The organism is Mesorhizobium sp. (assembly GCF_965229135.1).
Classification (GTDB): domain Bacteria; phylum Pseudomonadota; class Alphaproteobacteria; order Rhizobiales; family Rhizobiaceae; genus Mesorhizobium.
The window spans coordinates 4740361-4756724 of the sequence record NZ_OZ245860.1; the positions used below are offsets into that span (position 1 = coordinate 4740361).

14 protein-coding genes are annotated in these 16364 nt (G+C 63.0%); 5 read left to right on the plus strand and 9 right to left on the minus strand.

What is annotated here, in order from left to right; genetic code table 11:
* Window positions 1–3: 3 nt before the first annotated feature.
* The 9 genes from ACO07C_RS22695 to ACO07C_RS22735 all read right to left on the minus strand — a co-directional run bounded on the left by ACO07C_RS22695 (window position 4) and on the right by ACO07C_RS22735 (window position 10411).
* On the minus strand, window positions 4–1119 hold the full coding sequence (locus ACO07C_RS22695; RefSeq protein WP_421916395.1) for an ABC transporter ATP-binding protein: 1116 nt from the start codon (window positions 1117–1119) through the stop codon (window positions 4–6).
* Window positions 1120–1123: 4 nt separating this feature from the next.
* The gene (locus ACO07C_RS22700; RefSeq protein WP_421916396.1) at window positions 1124–2068 is read right to left on the minus strand and encodes a carbohydrate ABC transporter permease; all 945 of its coding nucleotides are present in this window, start codon (window positions 2066–2068) and stop codon (window positions 1124–1126) included.
* On the minus strand, window positions 2065–3021 hold the full coding sequence (locus ACO07C_RS22705) for a carbohydrate ABC transporter permease (RefSeq protein WP_421916397.1): 957 nt from the start codon (window positions 3019–3021) through the stop codon (window positions 2065–2067). Before ACO07C_RS22705 ends, ACO07C_RS22700 begins: the two co-directional genes overlap by 4 nt.
* Window positions 3022–3110: 89 nt before the next feature.
* The gene (locus ACO07C_RS22710; RefSeq protein ID WP_421916399.1) at window positions 3111–4364 is read right to left on the minus strand and encodes an ABC transporter substrate-binding protein; all 1254 of its coding nucleotides are present in this window, start codon (window positions 4362–4364) and stop codon (window positions 3111–3113) included.
* 59 nt (window positions 4365–4423) lie between these two features.
* On the minus strand, window positions 4424–5935 hold the full coding sequence (locus tag ACO07C_RS22715) for an aldehyde dehydrogenase family protein (RefSeq protein ID WP_421916401.1): 1512 nt from the start codon (window positions 5933–5935) through the stop codon (window positions 4424–4426).
* Between the two features lie 16 nt (window positions 5936–5951).
* Window positions 5952–6728 (minus strand): enoyl-CoA hydratase/isomerase family protein, encoded by a 777-nt coding sequence (locus tag ACO07C_RS22720; RefSeq protein ID WP_421916402.1) that lies wholly within the window; start codon window positions 6726–6728, stop codon window positions 5952–5954.
* Complete coding sequence (locus ACO07C_RS22725; RefSeq protein WP_421916403.1) at window positions 6721–8322, minus strand: acyl CoA:acetate/3-ketoacid CoA transferase; 1602 nt, start codon at window positions 8320–8322, stop codon at window positions 6721–6723. The genes ACO07C_RS22720 and ACO07C_RS22725 overlap by 8 nt, the downstream gene beginning before the upstream one ends.
* The gene (locus ACO07C_RS22730; protein ID WP_421916404.1) at window positions 8319–9371 is read right to left on the minus strand and encodes a Gfo/Idh/MocA family protein; all 1053 of its coding nucleotides are present in this window, start codon (window positions 9369–9371) and stop codon (window positions 8319–8321) included. Before ACO07C_RS22730 ends, ACO07C_RS22725 begins: the two co-directional genes overlap by 4 nt.
* Window positions 9368–10411 carry a LacI family DNA-binding transcriptional regulator gene (locus tag ACO07C_RS22735; RefSeq protein WP_421916405.1) on the minus strand — a complete coding sequence of 348 codons (1044 nt, stop codon included), beginning with the start codon at window positions 10409–10411 and terminating at the stop codon, window positions 9368–9370. Before ACO07C_RS22735 ends, ACO07C_RS22730 begins: the two co-directional genes overlap by 4 nt.
* Before the next feature lie 238 nt (window positions 10412–10649).
* Between ACO07C_RS22735 and ACO07C_RS22740 the strand changes: the two genes are divergently transcribed.
* From ACO07C_RS22740 to ACO07C_RS22760, 5 genes are all read left to right on the plus strand, one after another.
* On the plus strand, window positions 10650–11804 hold the full coding sequence (locus tag ACO07C_RS22740) for a dihydrodipicolinate synthase family protein (protein WP_421916406.1): 1155 nt from the start codon (window positions 10650–10652) through the stop codon (window positions 11802–11804).
* Window positions 11805–11902: 98 nt separating this feature from the next.
* Complete coding sequence (gene gmd / locus ACO07C_RS22745; RefSeq protein ID WP_421916407.1) at window positions 11903–12970, plus strand: GDP-mannose 4,6-dehydratase; 1068 nt, start codon at window positions 11903–11905, stop codon at window positions 12968–12970.
* 11 nt (window positions 12971–12981) lie between these two features.
* A complete protein-coding gene (fcl, locus tag ACO07C_RS22750; protein WP_421916408.1) occupies window positions 12982–13950 on the plus strand; it encodes a GDP-L-fucose synthase in 969 nt (322 codons plus the stop codon).
* A 6-nt stretch (window positions 13951–13956) separates the two neighbouring features.
* On the plus strand, window positions 13957–15375 hold the full coding sequence (locus ACO07C_RS22755; RefSeq protein ID WP_421916409.1) for a hypothetical protein: 1419 nt from the start codon (window positions 13957–13959) through the stop codon (window positions 15373–15375).
* Between the two features lie 148 nt (window positions 15376–15523).
* Window positions 15524–16288 carry a hypothetical protein gene (locus tag ACO07C_RS22760; RefSeq protein WP_421916410.1) on the plus strand — a complete coding sequence of 255 codons (765 nt, stop codon included), beginning with the start codon at window positions 15524–15526 and terminating at the stop codon, window positions 16286–16288.
* The last annotated feature ends 76 nt before the right edge of the window (window positions 16289–16364 follow it).

A 16364-nucleotide genomic window follows, 5' to 3' on the forward strand; every position in this document is an offset into this window, starting at 1 on the left:
GGCCTAGAGAATGCGGTTTTCGGTCGCCGGATCGAAGAACACCGCCTTGGTCAGGTTGAAGGCCAGCGGCGTGTTGGTGCCAGGGTGGATGTTGGCATCGGCCCGCAGCCGCGCCACCACGCCCTTGCCGCCGAGATTGGTGACCGCGAATGTGTCGGAGCCCGCGGGTTCGACGACCTCGATGTGGCAATCGGCGGTGGCGATGTTGGAGGCGTTGCGCTCGGCGCCCTCCGGATCGGTCAGGGCCTCGGGGCGGACGCCGAAGATGATCGGCTTGCCCTGGAATGCCGACAGGCCCGCCGGTGCGTTGGCCATCGGCAGCGAGATCGGCTCGCGCGCCTCGCGCTGCAACACGACCGACAGCGCGTTGCCGTTGGTACCGATCGTTGCGGGGATCAGGTTCATCGCCGGCGAGCCCATGAAGTCGGCGACGAACAGATTGGTCGGGTTGTTGTAGATCTCGGCCGGCGTGCCGAACTGCTGCACCTCGCCGTCGCGCATGACAGCGATCTTGGTCGCCAGCGTCATCGCCTCGATCTGGTCGTGGGTGACATACACGATGGTGGTGCCGGTGGTGGCGTGCAGGCGCTTGATCTCGATGCGCATGTCGACGCGCAGCTTCGCGTCGAGGTTCGACAGCGGTTCGTCGAAAAGGAAAAGTTTGGGGTCGCGCACCAGCGCCCGGCCCATGGCGACGCGCTGGCGCTGGCCGCCGGAAAGCTGGCTTGGCTTGCGTTGCAGGAGATGGCCGATCTGCAACACCTTGGCCACCTTGTCGATCGCCTTCTGGCGTTCGGCCGCCGGCACGCCGCGCATCTCCATGCCGAAGGAGATGTTTCCCGCCACCGTCATGTTGGGGTAGAGCGCGTAGCTCTGGAACACCATGGCGATGTCGCGCTTGGAAGGATGCAGATCGTTGATCGTGCGGCCGTCGACGCGGATTTCTCCCGAGGTGATCGTTTCCAGCCCGGCGATGGTGTTGAGCAGCGTGGACTTGCCGCAGCCGGACGGGCCGACCAGCACCAGGAAGCCGCCTTTTTCCAGATCCAGGTCGATCCCCTTGAGGATTTCGACCTGGCCGAAACGCTTCCTCAGACCATCAATTTCCAGAAAAGCCATCGGGTTATCCTTTGACGGCGCCTGCCATCAGACCGCGCACGAAATAGCGGCCGGCAAGCACGTAGACGAGGAGGGTGGGCAATGCCGCGATCATCGCGGCGGCCATGTTGACGTTGTATTCGACGACGCCGGTCGACGTGTTGACGACGTTGTTGAGCGCCACCGTCATCGGCATCGCGTCGCCGGTTCCGGCGTAGGCGGAAGCGAACAGGAAGTCGTTCCAGATGTTGGTGAACTGATAGATGACGGTGACGACGAAGATTGGCATCGAGTTCGGCAGCATGATGCGGCGGAAGATCTGGAAGAAGGACGCGCCGTCGACCTGCGCCGCCTTCACCAGTTCGGTCGGAAACGCCTCGTAGTAGTTGCGGAAGAACAGCGTGGTGAAACCGATGCCGTAGACGACGTGCACGAAGACGAGATTGACCGTCGAATTGCCGAGACCGAAGCTGGTGCCGACCGTGTTCTGCAGCGAAACGCCGAAGCGGCCGAGACTGCCAAGGATCGTCGCCATCGGCAGCAGCACCGACTGGAACGGGATGAAGCAGGCGAACAGCATCAGCCCGAAGACCAGCGTGTGGCCGCGAAACCGCCATTTGGTCAGCACGTAGCCGTTGAGCGCACCGAGCATCGTCGAGATCAGGACGGCCGGAACCACCATCTTGATGGAGTTCCAGAAATAACCCTTGATGCCGGCGCAGGTCAGGCCGACGCAGGTCTCGCCCCAGGCCTTCAGCCATGGGTCGAAGGTCGGCGCCCTGGGCAGCGCCAGCATGTTGCCGTTCTGGATCTCGTCCATGGTCTTGAACGAGGTAACCAGCATGACGAACAGCGGCATCAGGTAGAACACCGCGAACACGGCCAGCAGCCCGTAGATGACGATGCGGTTGACGATCTTGACATTGACGCCGCCTGTGACCTGGCGGGCAGGGGTGGCGACAGCGCTCATCGCGGCTTCTCCCGCAGTTCCGAATAGAGATAGGGCACGATGATGGCGACGATGGTCATCAGCATTATCACGGCGCTGGCCGAACCGACGGCCATCTCGTTGCGCTTGAATGTGTACTCGTACATGAAGTTGGACGGCAGCCATGCCGAGCCGCCCGGCCCGCCGCTGGTCAGCGCGACCACGAGATCGTACGACTTGATGGCAAGGTGGGCGAGCACGATGAAGGCCGACAGGAAGATCGGCCGCAGCAGGGGGATGACGATCCGGCGATAGAGCTGGAAGGTGGTGGCACCATCGATCTGCGCCGCCTTCATGATTTCGCCGTCGATGCCGCGCAGGCCGGCCAGGAACATCGCCATGATGAAGCCCGAGGCCTGCCACACGCCGGCGATGACAACCGTGTAGATGACGAAATCCTTGTTCTTGATCCAGTCGAAATGGAAGCTCGTCCAGCCCCATTGGTGCAGCGTCTGCTCGAGGCCGAGACCCGGATCGAGAAACCATTTCCAGGCGACGCCGGTGACGATGAAGGACAGCGCCATTGGATAGAGATAGATCGGCCGCAGCACGCCTTCGCCGCGGATCTTCTGGTCGAGCAGGATGGCCAGGAACAGGCCGAGCGCAAGGCAGATCAGGATGTAGAGAAAACCGAATATGCCCATATTGACGATCGAGGTGTACCAGCTCGATGGCGGATCGGAGTCGAAGGTCCAGCCCCACAGCCGCTGATAGGCGCGCGGTCCTGTGATGACATAGGACGGGAAGGTCTTGGAATTGGTGAAGGACAGATAGATCGTCCACAGGATGAAGCCATAGACGAAGACGACGGTGATGGCGAAGCTCGGCGCCAGCACTATCTTCGGCAGGGCGTCCTGCAGGCGCGAGCGTACGGAGACGCGCGGGCGTGTGTGCTCCGGCGTCAACTTGATCTGGCTTGTCGCTACGGTACTCATCAGGCTCCTCCCGTCGACGCACGGCCAATCAGGCTCGCGGATCGGGCCTTCCCCGCCGGAGCGGGGAAGGCGTTCTTGGTGCGTGGCGCTTACTTGGCGTCGTCGATGGCCTTAACCAGCTCGGTCACGGCCTCGTCGGAGGTCTTGATCTGGCCATGGACGAACTTCGTCACGACGTCCTTGTAGGCGTTGGCGACCGCCGGAGGCGCGCCATAGCCCTGGGCGAGCGAGCCGAACAGCGTGCCGCCTTCATTGGCCTTCTTCAGGTCGGCGATGCCCTTCTTGCCGCAAGCGTCGAAGTCGGTATCCGGCACGTCGGTGCGGGCCGGGACCGAGCCCTTGACGACGTTGAAGGCCGACTGGAAGCTCTTCGACAGGGTGGCGGTGGCGAGCGCGATCTGGGCGGCCTTGCGGTCTTCCGGAACGTTGAACATGGCGAACATGTCGGAGTTGTAGATCACCGAACCGTCGGTGCCCGGGAAGCGATAGCACAGGAAATCGGTGCCCGCGGTCTTCTTGGCAGCGTGGAATTCACCCTTTGCCCAGTCGCCCATGACCTGCACCAGGGCATCGCCCTTGATGACCATGGCGGTGGCCAGGTTCCAGTCGCGACCCGAGAAGTTCGGGTCGACATAGGTGACGAGCTTGGCGAGGTTGTCGAACGACTTCTTCATCGTGTCCGACTTGAGCGAGGCTTCGTCGAGGTCGTTGAAGGCCTTCTTGTAGAAGTCCGGTCCGCCGGTCGACAGCACGACCGAGTCGAACATGGTGGCTTCCTGCCAGTTCTGGCCGCCGAGTGCCAGCGGGATGACGCCAGCCGCCTTGGCCTTGTCGAGCAGCGCGATGAAGTCGTCGAACGTCTTCGGCTCGGTGCCGCCGATCTTGTCCATCACCGCCTTGTTGATCCACAGCCAGTTGACCGAGTGGACGTTCACCGGGACCGCGACCCACTTGCCCTCATAGACCGAGAACTTCTGCAGGGCCGCCGGAACGGCCTTGTCCCAGCCTTCCTTCTTCGCCGTCTCGGTCAGGTCGCCCATCACGCCGGCCTGAGCATAGTCGAGCACGGTGTAGCCGAGCATCTGCGAGGCGGTCGGATAGTTGCCGGCCGCTACCATCGCCTTCAGCGCGGTCATGGCAGCGTCACCGCCGCCGCCAGCCACCGGCACGTCCTTCCAGGCATAGCCTTCCTTGGCCAGGTCGCCCTTCAGCACGTTGAGAGCAGCCGCTTCGCCGCCCGACGTCCACCAATGCAGCATCTGGACTTCCTTGACGTCAGCGGCGTGCGCCGCGAAGGCAAAGCTCGACGCCAAAGCCGTTCCGATAAGCAGTTTGCGCAACATGTACTTCCTCCCTTGTTGCATCCACACGACCGGTGGCTGTCCACCGGGTTCTTCCCAACTCAGCCGACCCACCATCCGGTGCGCTGGCCGCGATGAAACTGGATTGTCTTTTCCTCGGTATAATCCTCGACGGCGCGTTTGCCGAGTTCGCGTCCAAGACCGGACTGCTTGTAGCCTCCGAAAGGCAGCTCGGGATAACCTTCCATGAACGTGTTCACCCAAACGGTTCCCGAACGCACACTTCGCGCCACCGACATGCATGTGTCGATGCTGGGGCTCCACACGCCCGCCGACAAACCATAGGGCGTGTTGTTGGCGATGTGCAACGCCTTTTCAATCGTTTCAAAGGTGAGAACCGAAAGCACCGGCCCGAACACCTCCTCGCGCGCGATGGCCATGTCCTCGGTCACGCCGCGCATGATGGTCGGGTCGAGATATTGGCCGGCATTCGAGGTCAGCTGCCTGCCGCCGCTGTAGACGCTGCTGCCTTCATTCGAGGCCGCCGTGACGTAATCGGTCACCTTGGCCAGGTGGTCGGACGAGATCATCGCGCCGACCTTGGTGCGGTCGTCGAGAGGATCGCCGACAGTTAGCCTGGCGGTGAGCGCCTTGACGGCACTGAGAAAATCATCGGCGATCGCCTCGTGCACGATCAGCCGGCTGCCGGCATTGCAGCATTCGCCGGCGTTGAAGAAGCCGCCGAACACGGCGGCGTCGGCGGCGGCTTCGAGGTCGGCATCGGGAAAGACGATCTGGCCGTTCTTGCCGCCGAGCTCCATCGAGACCTTCTTGAGCGACTGCGCGGCCGAGGCCATCGTCATCTTGCCGACGCGCGTCGAGCCGGTGAACGATACCATCTCGACCAGCGGATGACTGACCATCGGTACGCCGACATCGCTGCCCAGGCCGGCGAGGATGTTGACGACGCCCGCCGGCAGACCCGCCCGCATCAGGATGTCGCCGAGCACGAAGGTCGAGGCCGACGTCATCTCGCTCGGCTTGACCACCGCCGTGCAGCCGGCGGCAAGCGCGAAGGGCAGCTTCTGGCTGACGATGAGGAAGGGAAAATTCCACGGCGTGATGATCGAGACGACGCCGATCGGCTCACGCACGACCACGCCCAGCATGGCGTCGCCGAGATTGGCGTAGGATTCTCCGTGCAGCGTGCGGGCGAGCGACGCGGCATAGCGCCAGATGTCGACGGCGCCGCCGATCTCGCCGCGCGCCTGGGCGATCGGCTTGCCGGATTCGAGCGCGTCGAGCCGGGCGATCTCTTCCAGCCGCGCCTCGATCAGGTCGGCTGCCTTGAGCAGGATTGCGGCGCGCTCGGCCGCTTTCATGCGCGGCCAGGGGCCGGTCTCGAACGCCTTGTGCGCGGCGCGCACCGCCGCCTCGACTTCGGCCTCGCCGGCTTGCGCGTACTGCGAGACGGTGAAGCCGTGGCCGGGGCTCTTGCGCGCAATCACGCGGCCGTCACGGGCATCGACATGCTTGCCGTCGATCAGCAGCCGGTAGGCTTTTGGGCCGGCGGATGCCTCGGCAGGCATGGCGATCTTGAGGGGCAGGTTCATCAGGTTTTGTTCTTTTCTAGGATCGTGAAAATTCTGGCTTCTGCTTGGCCTTGAAAGCTCCGGCACCAGCCTTCAGGTCACCGGTCAGCGCGATGAAGCCACTGGCCAGCGCTTCGGTCGCGGCCGCGGTTTCCTCGCCTTCGGCGACCGCGATCATCAGCTTGGCGGCTTCGGTCGCCAAGGGCCCCCGCTCGGCGATTCTTTCGGCCCAGGCCTTGGCCTCGGCGGAGGCCTTGCCGGTTTCGACCACCCGGTCGACCACGCCCAGTCCCAAGGCTTCGGGGGCGAGAAGAATCTCGCCACCCAAGGCCATGCGCCGCACCGTCTGGGCGCCGAAGCGGCGCACGGCGCGCTGCGTGCCGGACCAGCCGGGGACGACGCCGATCGAGGTTTCCGGGAAGCCCAATTTGACATGTGCCTCGGCGACACGGAAATCGCAGGCGACCGCCAGTTCCAGCCCTCCGCCCAGCGCGTGGCCGGACAGTACGGCGATGGTCGGCTGACGCAGCCGTGCCAGCCGGTCGAAGACACGGTGGCCGTAGCGCACCCATTGCACCTGGAAGTCGGCGGCGCTCATCCGCGCCCAGGCCTCGACATCGCCGCCCGCGCAAAAGCCCTTGCCTTCGCCGCAAAGCAGCACGACGCGCACGCCTTCAGCCGCCTCGGCTTCGTCGAGCGCGGCCTCCAGCGCCCGCAGCATCGGGATGTCCAGCGCGTTGAACTTTTCGGGACGGCGCAGCGTGACGATGCCGATGGGGCCGTCCTGCTCGAAGGTGACGAGACGCTCAGCCATGCGCGCCTCCGAGCGAGGCGCCGCCATTGAGCGACAGGCCGATCAATTCATCGCGATAAAGCGCCGCCGGCGTGATCTTGAGGTTCTTGGCGACACCAAGCGGAATCTCGGACTGCGCCAGAACATCGCGCTGCAGGTCTATACCTGGCGCCAGTTCAGTAACGAGCAGACCGTCCGGCGTCAGCTTCATCACGCAGCGCTCGGTGACATAGGTTATGTCCTGTCCCTGCGCGACCGCGCGCTTGCCCGAGAAGGAGATGTGCTCGACCTCGGCGACGACCTTCTTGACCTTGCCCTCCTGGTCGATGCGGATGCCGCCATCGGCCAACGAGAGTTTTGCCCCTGCATTGAAGAAGCCGGAGAACACGATCTTCTTCGCCCGTGCCGTGATGTCGACAAAGCCACCGGCGCCTGCGGTGACATGCGGCCGTGCCGACAGTTTGGAGACGTTGACCGAGCCGTGGCGGTCGATCTGCAGGAAGGACAAGAGCGAGGCGTCGAAGCCGCCGGCCTGGAAGTAGATGAACTGGTGCGGCGAGGGCATGATCGCCTCGGCATTGGAGGCGCAGCCGAACTTGAAGTCGAGCAGCGGCACGCCGCCGACCGCTCCTTGTTCGATCACCCAGGTGACCTTGCCGTGCTGGCCTTCCTCCAGGAGGATGCGCGGCACATTGGCGGAGATGCCGAAGCCGATGTTGACCGCCATGCCATCGCAAAGCTCCATGGCGACGCGCCGCGCTATGACCTTTTGGACGTTCATCTCGGCGTTGCTGAAGCTGGAGAGCGGCAGGAAGATCTCGCCGGAGATCGCCGGGTCGTAAGGTGTCAGCGTCGTCTGCAACTGGTCCGGCGCGATGACGATGTGGTCGACCAGCACGCCGGGCACGCGCACGTCATGCGGCTTCAGCGTGCCGTTCTGGACGACGCGCTTGACCTGCGCGATGACGATGCCGCCATTGTTGCGGGCGGCAAGCGCCTGTTCAAGGCCGCCAAGATAGGCGCCCTCATGCTCGTAGGTTAGGTTGCCGCGCTCGTCTGCCGTGGTGGCGCGGATGATCGAGACATGCGGGACGATCGAGCGAAAATAAAGCCATTCCTCGCCGTCGAACTGCTGCACCGACACGATGGGGTCACTGGCAGCCGCGTTCATGGCGCAACCCTGGTGGCGGGGGTCGGCAAAGGTGTCGAGGCCGACCTTGGTCAGCACGCCCGGGCGCTTGGCTGCCGCCTCGCGATGCATGTCGAACAGGATCCCGGACGGCACGTTGTAGGCGGCGACCGAATTGTCGCCGATCATCTTCCAGATTTGTGGCGGTTCGGACGACGAGGGACCGGATGGGTAAGAGCCGCACAGCGTGCGCTTCAACAGGCCCGGCTTGGCCAGATGGTCAATGCCCTTGATTCCGTACATGTCGCCGGCGGCGATCGGGTGCAGCGTGGTGATGTTCTTCGGATGGCCTTGCGTGTCGAAGCGCTCGCCGATGGCGGCGAGCACCGCGTCCGGGCAGCCAAGGCCGCTGGACGAGGACACGGAAACGACCATGCCGTCCTTGATCAGGGCTGCGGCTTCAGCCGCTGAGACGACCTTGCTCAAACTGCGCTCCCCGATCTTGTGTTGGTCTCAAGTCTTGTGTTGGTCTCAAGCCTTGGATTGATCTCGACGGTCTTGCCGGTCCGCGCCGATTGCAGCGCCGCTTCGGCCGATGCCAGCGACCAGACGCCATCTTCGCCGGTCGCGGAGGGCTGGCCCTCGCCACGGATCGCGGCGTGGAACCGACCCAGCGAGCGCGCATAGAGGTCGTCGCGGTCGAAGCTCAATTCCTCTTCGCCTTTCGCCGTGCGCAACGTGACCGAACCGACCGGCTTCTGCGTCATCACATTCCCGGCGATCAGCGAGCCTTCCGAGCCATGTACCTCGAAGCCGGTGTCGGCGAATTTGGTGGTGAAGCCCTCATGCGACTGGGCGATGACGCCCGATTTGAAGCGCCATATGCACATGGCGCCGTCCTCCAGCCCGCCGCCGGCCATGCCGGCGGTTTGCGTGAAGGCGGCAATCTCGACGGGATCGTCACCGAGAACGAAACGCAGCGTGTCGGCATCGTGCACGGTGATGTCGAGCACCACGCCACCGCCGGCTTCGGGCCTGGTGATGCGCCAGCCCTGCAGGTTTTCCGGCAGATAGACGGAATGGAACACGCGCGCCGCGATCGGCTTGCCGATCCGGCCGGAGGCGATCGCCTCGCGCATGGCGCGGTGAGCGCCGGCATTGCGCAGATGGTGGTTGGTGCCGAGCACGACGCCGGCTGCCTTGGCGGCGGCGACCATCTTGCGCGCGTCGGCGCTGGTCAGTGCCAGCGGCTTTTCGCACAGCACATGCTTGCCCGCCTTGATCGCGGCAAGCGCCTGTTCGAGATGCAATTCGTTGGTGGTGGAGATGTAGACGGCATCGATATTCGCGCCAAAGAGGCCGTCCAGCGTCGAGACGGCGACTGGAATGCCGTTCTCCCTGGCATAGGTCGTGGCGCGCTCGGGGCTGGAACTCATCACCGCCGAGATCTCGCCGTCGCCTTGGGCGCGGATGGCGTCGATCATGAACTGCCGCGCGATCGTGCTCGCGCCGATCAGGCCCCATCTAACGGTCATGCCGCGTCTCCCGTTCCCGCGCGCCGATCCGGGCCGCTGCTTTCCCTGATCATGAGGTTGACCGCGCCGATATGGTCCTCGGCGCGCGTGGTGCGTGACTGAATCATCTTCAGCATGACATGGGCGGCGCGTTCGCCGAGGCCCGCCGTATCCACCGAGACGCTGGTCAGCGCCGGCATATAGTGCTCGGCCTCGACCACGTCGTCGAAACCGACGACGGCGAAATCCGTTCCGGGCTCAAGTCCCCGCTTGCGCAGCGCCAACATGACGCCGAAAGCGACCGCATCGTTGAAACAGAGTGCCGCGGTTGGCGGCTCAGCCACCGACAGCGCCGTTTCCAGGCAGGCAATGCCACCCCGGCGGCTGGTTTCGCCCTCGACCACCACAGTGTCGGTCGCGGGGATGCCGAGCGTTTCGCAAGCCTCGCGAAATCCGCCCAGCCTTTCGTGATAGACGACCAGATCGGACGAGCCGCCGAAAAAGGCTAGCCTGCGATGCCCTTTCTCGATCAGATGGGCGGCGGCAAGGTAGGCGCCGCGATGATTGTCGGGCGCGATCACCGGGATACGGCTTTCAGGCAAACGGCGCATGGCGAAGACAACGGGCACGCCCGCCATCTCCAGCCGGCGGAAGGCGCCCGGCGTCGTGCCGCGCGCCGGCGAGACGATGAGGCCGGCGACGCCCTGCTCCATCAGCGATTTCAGCACTTCTTCCTGGCGCACGGGATTTTCAGCCGTGTTGGCAATGAAGGGCACGATGCCGGCCGACTGGAAGACGCGCTCCATGCCAACAGCCAGTTCGGCGAAAAAGGGATTGGTGAGGTCGTTGATGACCATGCCGATGACATTGGAGTGCGCCTTGCGCAGATTGGCGGCTCCGCGGTTGTAGACGTAACCGACATCCTCGATCGCCTTGCGGACCTTGCTCGCGGTTTCAGGCCGGATCAGCCCGCTGCCCTGGAGCACGAGCGACACAGTCGACTTCGACACGCCGGCTTCGCGGGCGATGTCGAGTATCGTCGCCTTGGCCCGGCTGGCCATCCGATGCATCCTCCAGTATTTTCTCATTGATAATTGGAACGTTCTAATCGCTGCTCGGTATTCGAGTCAATCAGGATTTTTTCTGAATCCGAACAATCGATCGATATCGGCGGAACATGGCCCCTATCAAGGAATTGTGTATTGCGTCGCAGCAATTCGCGAGAACGGGCCTTGAAATCATAAAGGTTCTTGATTTATTGGAACGTTCCATTTATAGGCGCCGGGAAGGGAGAGATCGATGGACATTGCCTTGCCAGAAGAGGGTGGCCGCAGCGCCTCCTACCGGCTCGTCGGCAAGCCGGTGCAGCCTGAGATCGGCGGGCGGTTTTCGCGTATCGCCTATGCCGCCGCGCATGTCGTCGCCGACCCGCTGGCGATGACCGATCCGTGGTCTCGGGCCGTTGTCGACTGGGACAAGACGATGGAATTTCGCCATCATCTGTGGCGGCTCGGCTTCCGCATCGCCGAGGCGATGGATACCTCGCAGCGCGGCATGGGTTTCGACTGGGCCAGCGCGAAGGAATTGATCCGCCGCTCGATCGCCGAGGCGCGAACCGTGGAGGGTGCGGATCTTGCTTCAGGCGCCGGAACGGATCATCTGGCGGCAAGCGAGGCAAGGTCGATCGACGACGTGGTCGCCGCCTATGAAGAACAATTCGCTTTCATCGAAGGGCAGGGCGGCAAGGCGATCATGATGGCAAGCCGCGCGCTGGCCAAGGTGGCCAAGGGTCCTGAGGATTATGCCCGCGTCTACGACCGCATCCTGTCCCAGGCTTCGGGCAAGGTCATCCTACACTGGCTGGGCGACATGTTCGATCCGGCATTGAAGGGGTACTGGGGCTCCCATGATTTCGACAGCGCGCTCGACACCGTCGTTGCCATCATCGAGCGCCACGCCGAAAAGGTCGAAGGCATAAAGATCTCGTTGCTCGATGCCGGCAAGGAGGTCGCGCTGAGGAACCGATTGCCCGAAGGCGTCGTCATGTTCACCGGCGACGATTTCAACTATCCCGAACTGATCGCCGGCGACGGACACAAACACTCTCATGCGCTGCTTGGCATTTTCGACGCGATCGCGCCGGTCGCCAACGCGGCGCTGGTGAAGCTGGCCGCCGGCGACCGTGCCGGCTATGACGCGCTGATGGCGCCGACGGTGCCGCTGTCGCGAAAAATCTTCGAGGCGCCGACCGAATACTACAAGGCCGGCATCGTGTTCATGGCGTGGCTCAATGGCCATCAGGACCATTTTGCCATGGTCGGCGGCATGCAGTCGGCACGCGGCATCCGCCACTATGGCGATGTCTTCCGCCTCGCCGATCAGGCCGGGCTGCTGGCCGATCCGGAGATGGCGGTCGCCAGAATGAAAAATCTCCGCGCGGTGGCGGGCGTCTGATCGCGACGCGGATCGCTTCCGGTTCGGCCGATAAATTTGCCTTGTCCGGCCAAATCTGTTTTCGGTATCTCACCTGAAGGTGAGCGAAGGCAGCGACGATGGATAAAGTGGCGCTCATAACGGGCGTGACCGGCCAGGACGGCGCCTATCTGGCGCAGCTATTGCTGCAAAAAGGCTATGTCGTTCATGGCGTCAAGCGCCGGTCTTCCTCGTTCAACACCGAGCGTGTAGACGACATCTATGTCGACCCGCATGAGCGTGGTGCCCGTTTCTTCCTGCACTATGGCGATCTCACCGATGCCACCAACCTGATCCGGCTGGTACAGGAGACGCGGCCGAGCGAAATCTACAATCTGGGCGCCCAGAGCCATGTCCAGGTGAGCTTCGAGACGCCGGAGTATACGGGCAATGCCGATGCGCTGGGGACGCTGAGGCTGCTGGAGGCGATCCGTATCCTTGGCCTGGAAAAGTCGGTGCGCTTCTACCAGGCCTCGACATCGGAGCTCTACGGCAAGACGCATCAGGTGCCACAGAGCGAGACGACCCCCTTCCATCCGCGCTCGCCCTATGCCGTCGCCAAGCTCTATGCCTACTGGATCACGGTGAACTATCGCGAAGCCTATGGCATGTTTGCCGCCAACGGCATCCTGTTCAACCACGAGAGCCCGACGCGGGGGGAAACCTTCGTGACCCGCAAGATCACGCGGGCTGTCGCCGCGATTGACCGCGGCCTGCAGGACACGCTCTATCTCGGCAATATCGACGCCAGGCGTGACTGGGGCCATGCCCGCGACTACGTCGAGGGCATGTGGCGCATCCTCCAGCATGACGTGCCGGACGATTTCGTGCTGGCGACGGGCGAGACGCATTCGGTGCGCGAATTTGTCGAACTGGCCTTTGCCGAGACCGGGCGGACCGTTCGCTGGCAAGGGCAGGGCGTTGAAGAAGTTGGCGTTGATGCCGCTTCGGGCGCCGCGTTGGTGCGCATCGACCCGCGCTACTTCCGGCCGACCGAGGTCGACCTGCTCCTGGGTGACGCATCCAAGGCCAGGACCAGGCTGGGCTGGTCGCATACGATCGGCTTCAAGGAGCTTGTGGCGGAGATGGTGCGGGCCGACCTGGCGCGCGCCGCTGGCGGCGCCTGGCACAGCGGGCATTCCGCATAGGAGGCGCATCCATGGGCAGTGGGTTCGAGCTTCATGGCAAGCGTGTGTTCGTGGCCGGGCATCGCGGCATGGTCGGCTCGGCAATCGTGCGCAGGCTGGCGGACGAGGATTGCGAGATCCTGACCGCATCGCGTTGCGAACTCGACCTTCTCGACCAGGCCGGCGTGCGTCGCTGGATGGCCGACCGCAGGCCCGATGCGGTGGTCATGGCAGCCGCCAAGGTCGGCGGCATCCTGGCAAACGACAGGTTTCCGGTCGATTTTCTCCAGGAAAACCTGGTCATGCAGACCAATGTCATCGAAAGCGCCTTTCGCTGCGAGGTGGGCAGGCTGATGTTTCTCGGCTCATCCTGCATCTATCCGAAATTCGCGGCACAGCCGATTTCCGAGGATGCGCTGCTGACCGGCCCGCTCGAGCCAACCAACGAATGGTACGCGATCGCCAAGATCGCCGGGCTGAAACTGTGCCAGGCCTACCGGCGCCAACATGGCGTCGACTACATCTCGGCGATGCCGACCAATCTCTACGGCCCCGGCGACAATTTCGATCTCAGTTCGAGTCATGTCGTGCCCGCGCTGATGCGAAAGGCGCATGAGGCCAAACGCCAAGGCGACAGGTCGCTGACTGTCTGGGGCTCGGGCACGCCGATGCGCGAGTTCCTGCATGTCGACGATGCCGCCGATGCCCTTGTCTGGCTGTTGCGGAACTATTCCGGCGACAGCCACGTCAATGTCGGGTCTGGCGAGGATATCACCATCGCGGAACTCGCCCGCACGGTCGCATCCGTGGCCGGCGCCGATGTCGAGGTCATCTTCGACACGACGAAACCAGACGGAACGCCGCGCAAGCTGCTGGACGTATCCAGGCTGTTTTCGACCGGCTGGCGCCCCAGATATTCGCTCCAGGGCGGATTGGAACAGACCTATGCCTGGTTTCTCCAGCACATCGAAAGAGGGGATGTTCGGCTAGGGGCCGCGTGACCAGGGATGTTGATCGTCGCCAACCGGAAAGATGGACTTGGTGGCCGCCTGCTGGCGATCGCCAACGCAAAGGCGCTGGCCGACAGGCTCGGCTATCGTTTCGGCTTCACCTGGAACAGCAGGACCATTCTCGACGAGGGATCCCATACCGTCGACGTGGTCGGGAAGATATTCAGCGCCGACTTCATCGAAAAGCATTGGCTGGGCGAGAAGATCGCAAGGGCCCGATTTGGCGTTCTTGGCGGCAAGGAATTCACGCCATCCGACCTTGGCGCAGTGGCAGGGCAGGGACGGTTGCGCGGCTGGATTTGCGACGACTTCGATGTCCTCGATTTTTTCCACGACGACCATGCCGAACCTGTCGGACGATCCGAAACACTACGGGGTTTAGGTTTCTCTCCAGCCGTTCGAAAGGCGCTGGACGCGGCCGACAAATGCCGCTTTCCGGGGCCGATGGCGGCACTGCATCTTCGCAGCGGCGACATCGTCCACGGCCAGAATCGCAGAAGACTGGTTTTTGCCGACAAGGTGATCCCCTCGGTCCTTGCCAAGGCGATCATAGCGGAACTTTCCTCGAAGGGCCTGACAACGCTGCTCGTCGGCCAGGATCATGCCACGCTTGACTATCTCAAGGCCGAGACCGGGGCATCGCGCACCAGTGATTTCGGGGCCGGCGAATTCAGGGACGAGACCCTCAAGGCATTCTTTGAGCTGGCGCTGATGGCAAGGTGCCAACAGATCCACGCCGGCGGCAGCATTTATGCAACGATAGCATCCCTGATGGGAGACAAACCTTGCCTCGCAACCGACGCCTTGTTCAGCAGGTTCCGGGCGGCGGACATCATCACGGATGAATTGCGGGCTCACCAGTCCGACTACCATCGGCTCGAGGCGGCTTTTGGCTACCGCTGGGCCTTCCAATCGCTGGAGGGCGAGATCAGTCCGGCACGGGCGCGGGAGCTGCTTGGAAAGGCTCATGCGCTCGATCCGGAAAACGATGGCTATGATCTGAAAATGGCCGCGGCCTGCTTCCGCGAAGGGGATTACGCCGCTGGCGAGGCGATCCTGAAATCATTGATGACACGCCAGTCACAGCACCGCTCCAGCCTTCCGTTGCCAATGATGGATATGCTGACCACCCGGCTCGGCGGCTATAGGGCGATGGCCAATGACTTCGATGTCTTCTTCGCTGCGGCGAGAGCCGGGCACCCCTACGCGATGGCGTGTTCGGCCTATATCCTCGTCGAAGTACTCGATGACAGGACATCGGCGATGGCGATGGCAGCGGATTTGGTGAAGATGGAGCCTCGAAATCCGATTTTCAGGAAAATCAGGCAGCGGGTCGCAATGGGCAAGAAACCGGAATCCGGCAGGCTGGCGAAGGCAGGATGGCGCCTTGGCCGACTTCGCGCGCTTTGGTCATGAGTGTTGCGGGCAAGTCAAAATTGCGTGACCGGCCGCCGGCCGGCATGCGCCGAAGAATCATGCCGCACGAAGGTCATCCTCTTCGATTATCAAGGCGGGCGCATTCGTTATCCCACCACCCAGAAACGCGCTTTGCAGAACGTGCTAGATGGCTCCCGCTACAGACTTTACGACGAACTGCTATGAAAATGACTGGCGGATGGTGCTGGGAGAAAAGTACCTGCGCACTGTCGTCGAGCGATGCTCCCACCCATTTTCGATCCGCCGCCTCATCATCAACAATGTCAGCGAGCCCGGCGTCGTCGAAACAGCCGCAAAGGCAGCAATCGATCGCGGGGACATCGACGAATATCTCTTCGCGGAAGACCACGCGGCGGCCGCGCTGGAATTTTTCCAGATCGACAAGGCATCCTTTGGTCGCGGCTATCTCTACTCGATCAGTGAACTCGTCGCGATTTACGTCAGCAGTGCTGCCTATCTGCTCTACTACATGGGCGACTCCTTCCCCAAGCGCCGCCACCACTGGATCGCTCCCGCCCTGGCCCTGATGGAGAGCAGCGCCGATCTGGTCATCGCAAATCCCTGCTGGAATGACCGATTCGAGAAAGCGGAAAAGGAAAGCCTGGGGCAGATTGGCGATTTTTTCGTCGGCTATGGCTTCTCCGACCAATGCTTTTTGGGAAAGATGTCGGTATTTCGCGCGCCGGTCTACGGAGAGCGGAACCTCGCGTCCGAGCGGTATCCGGCCTACGCTGACGAGCCATTCGAAAAGCGCGTCGATGCCTACATGCGCAATCACGGTCTAAAGCGTCTTACGCATAAATCCGAGAGCTACATTCATCAGAATGTGCCTAAGGCTGGTCCTAAACGAATCTGGCGGGAAATCAGGCCGTTCCTCAGCCCTTGGCTTTAGGCGTGCCTTGCGGCCGGAAGGGACCGCATCTAGTGGTGGAAGCCTGATGCCTGGTACCAAACCTATGCCTGGTTTC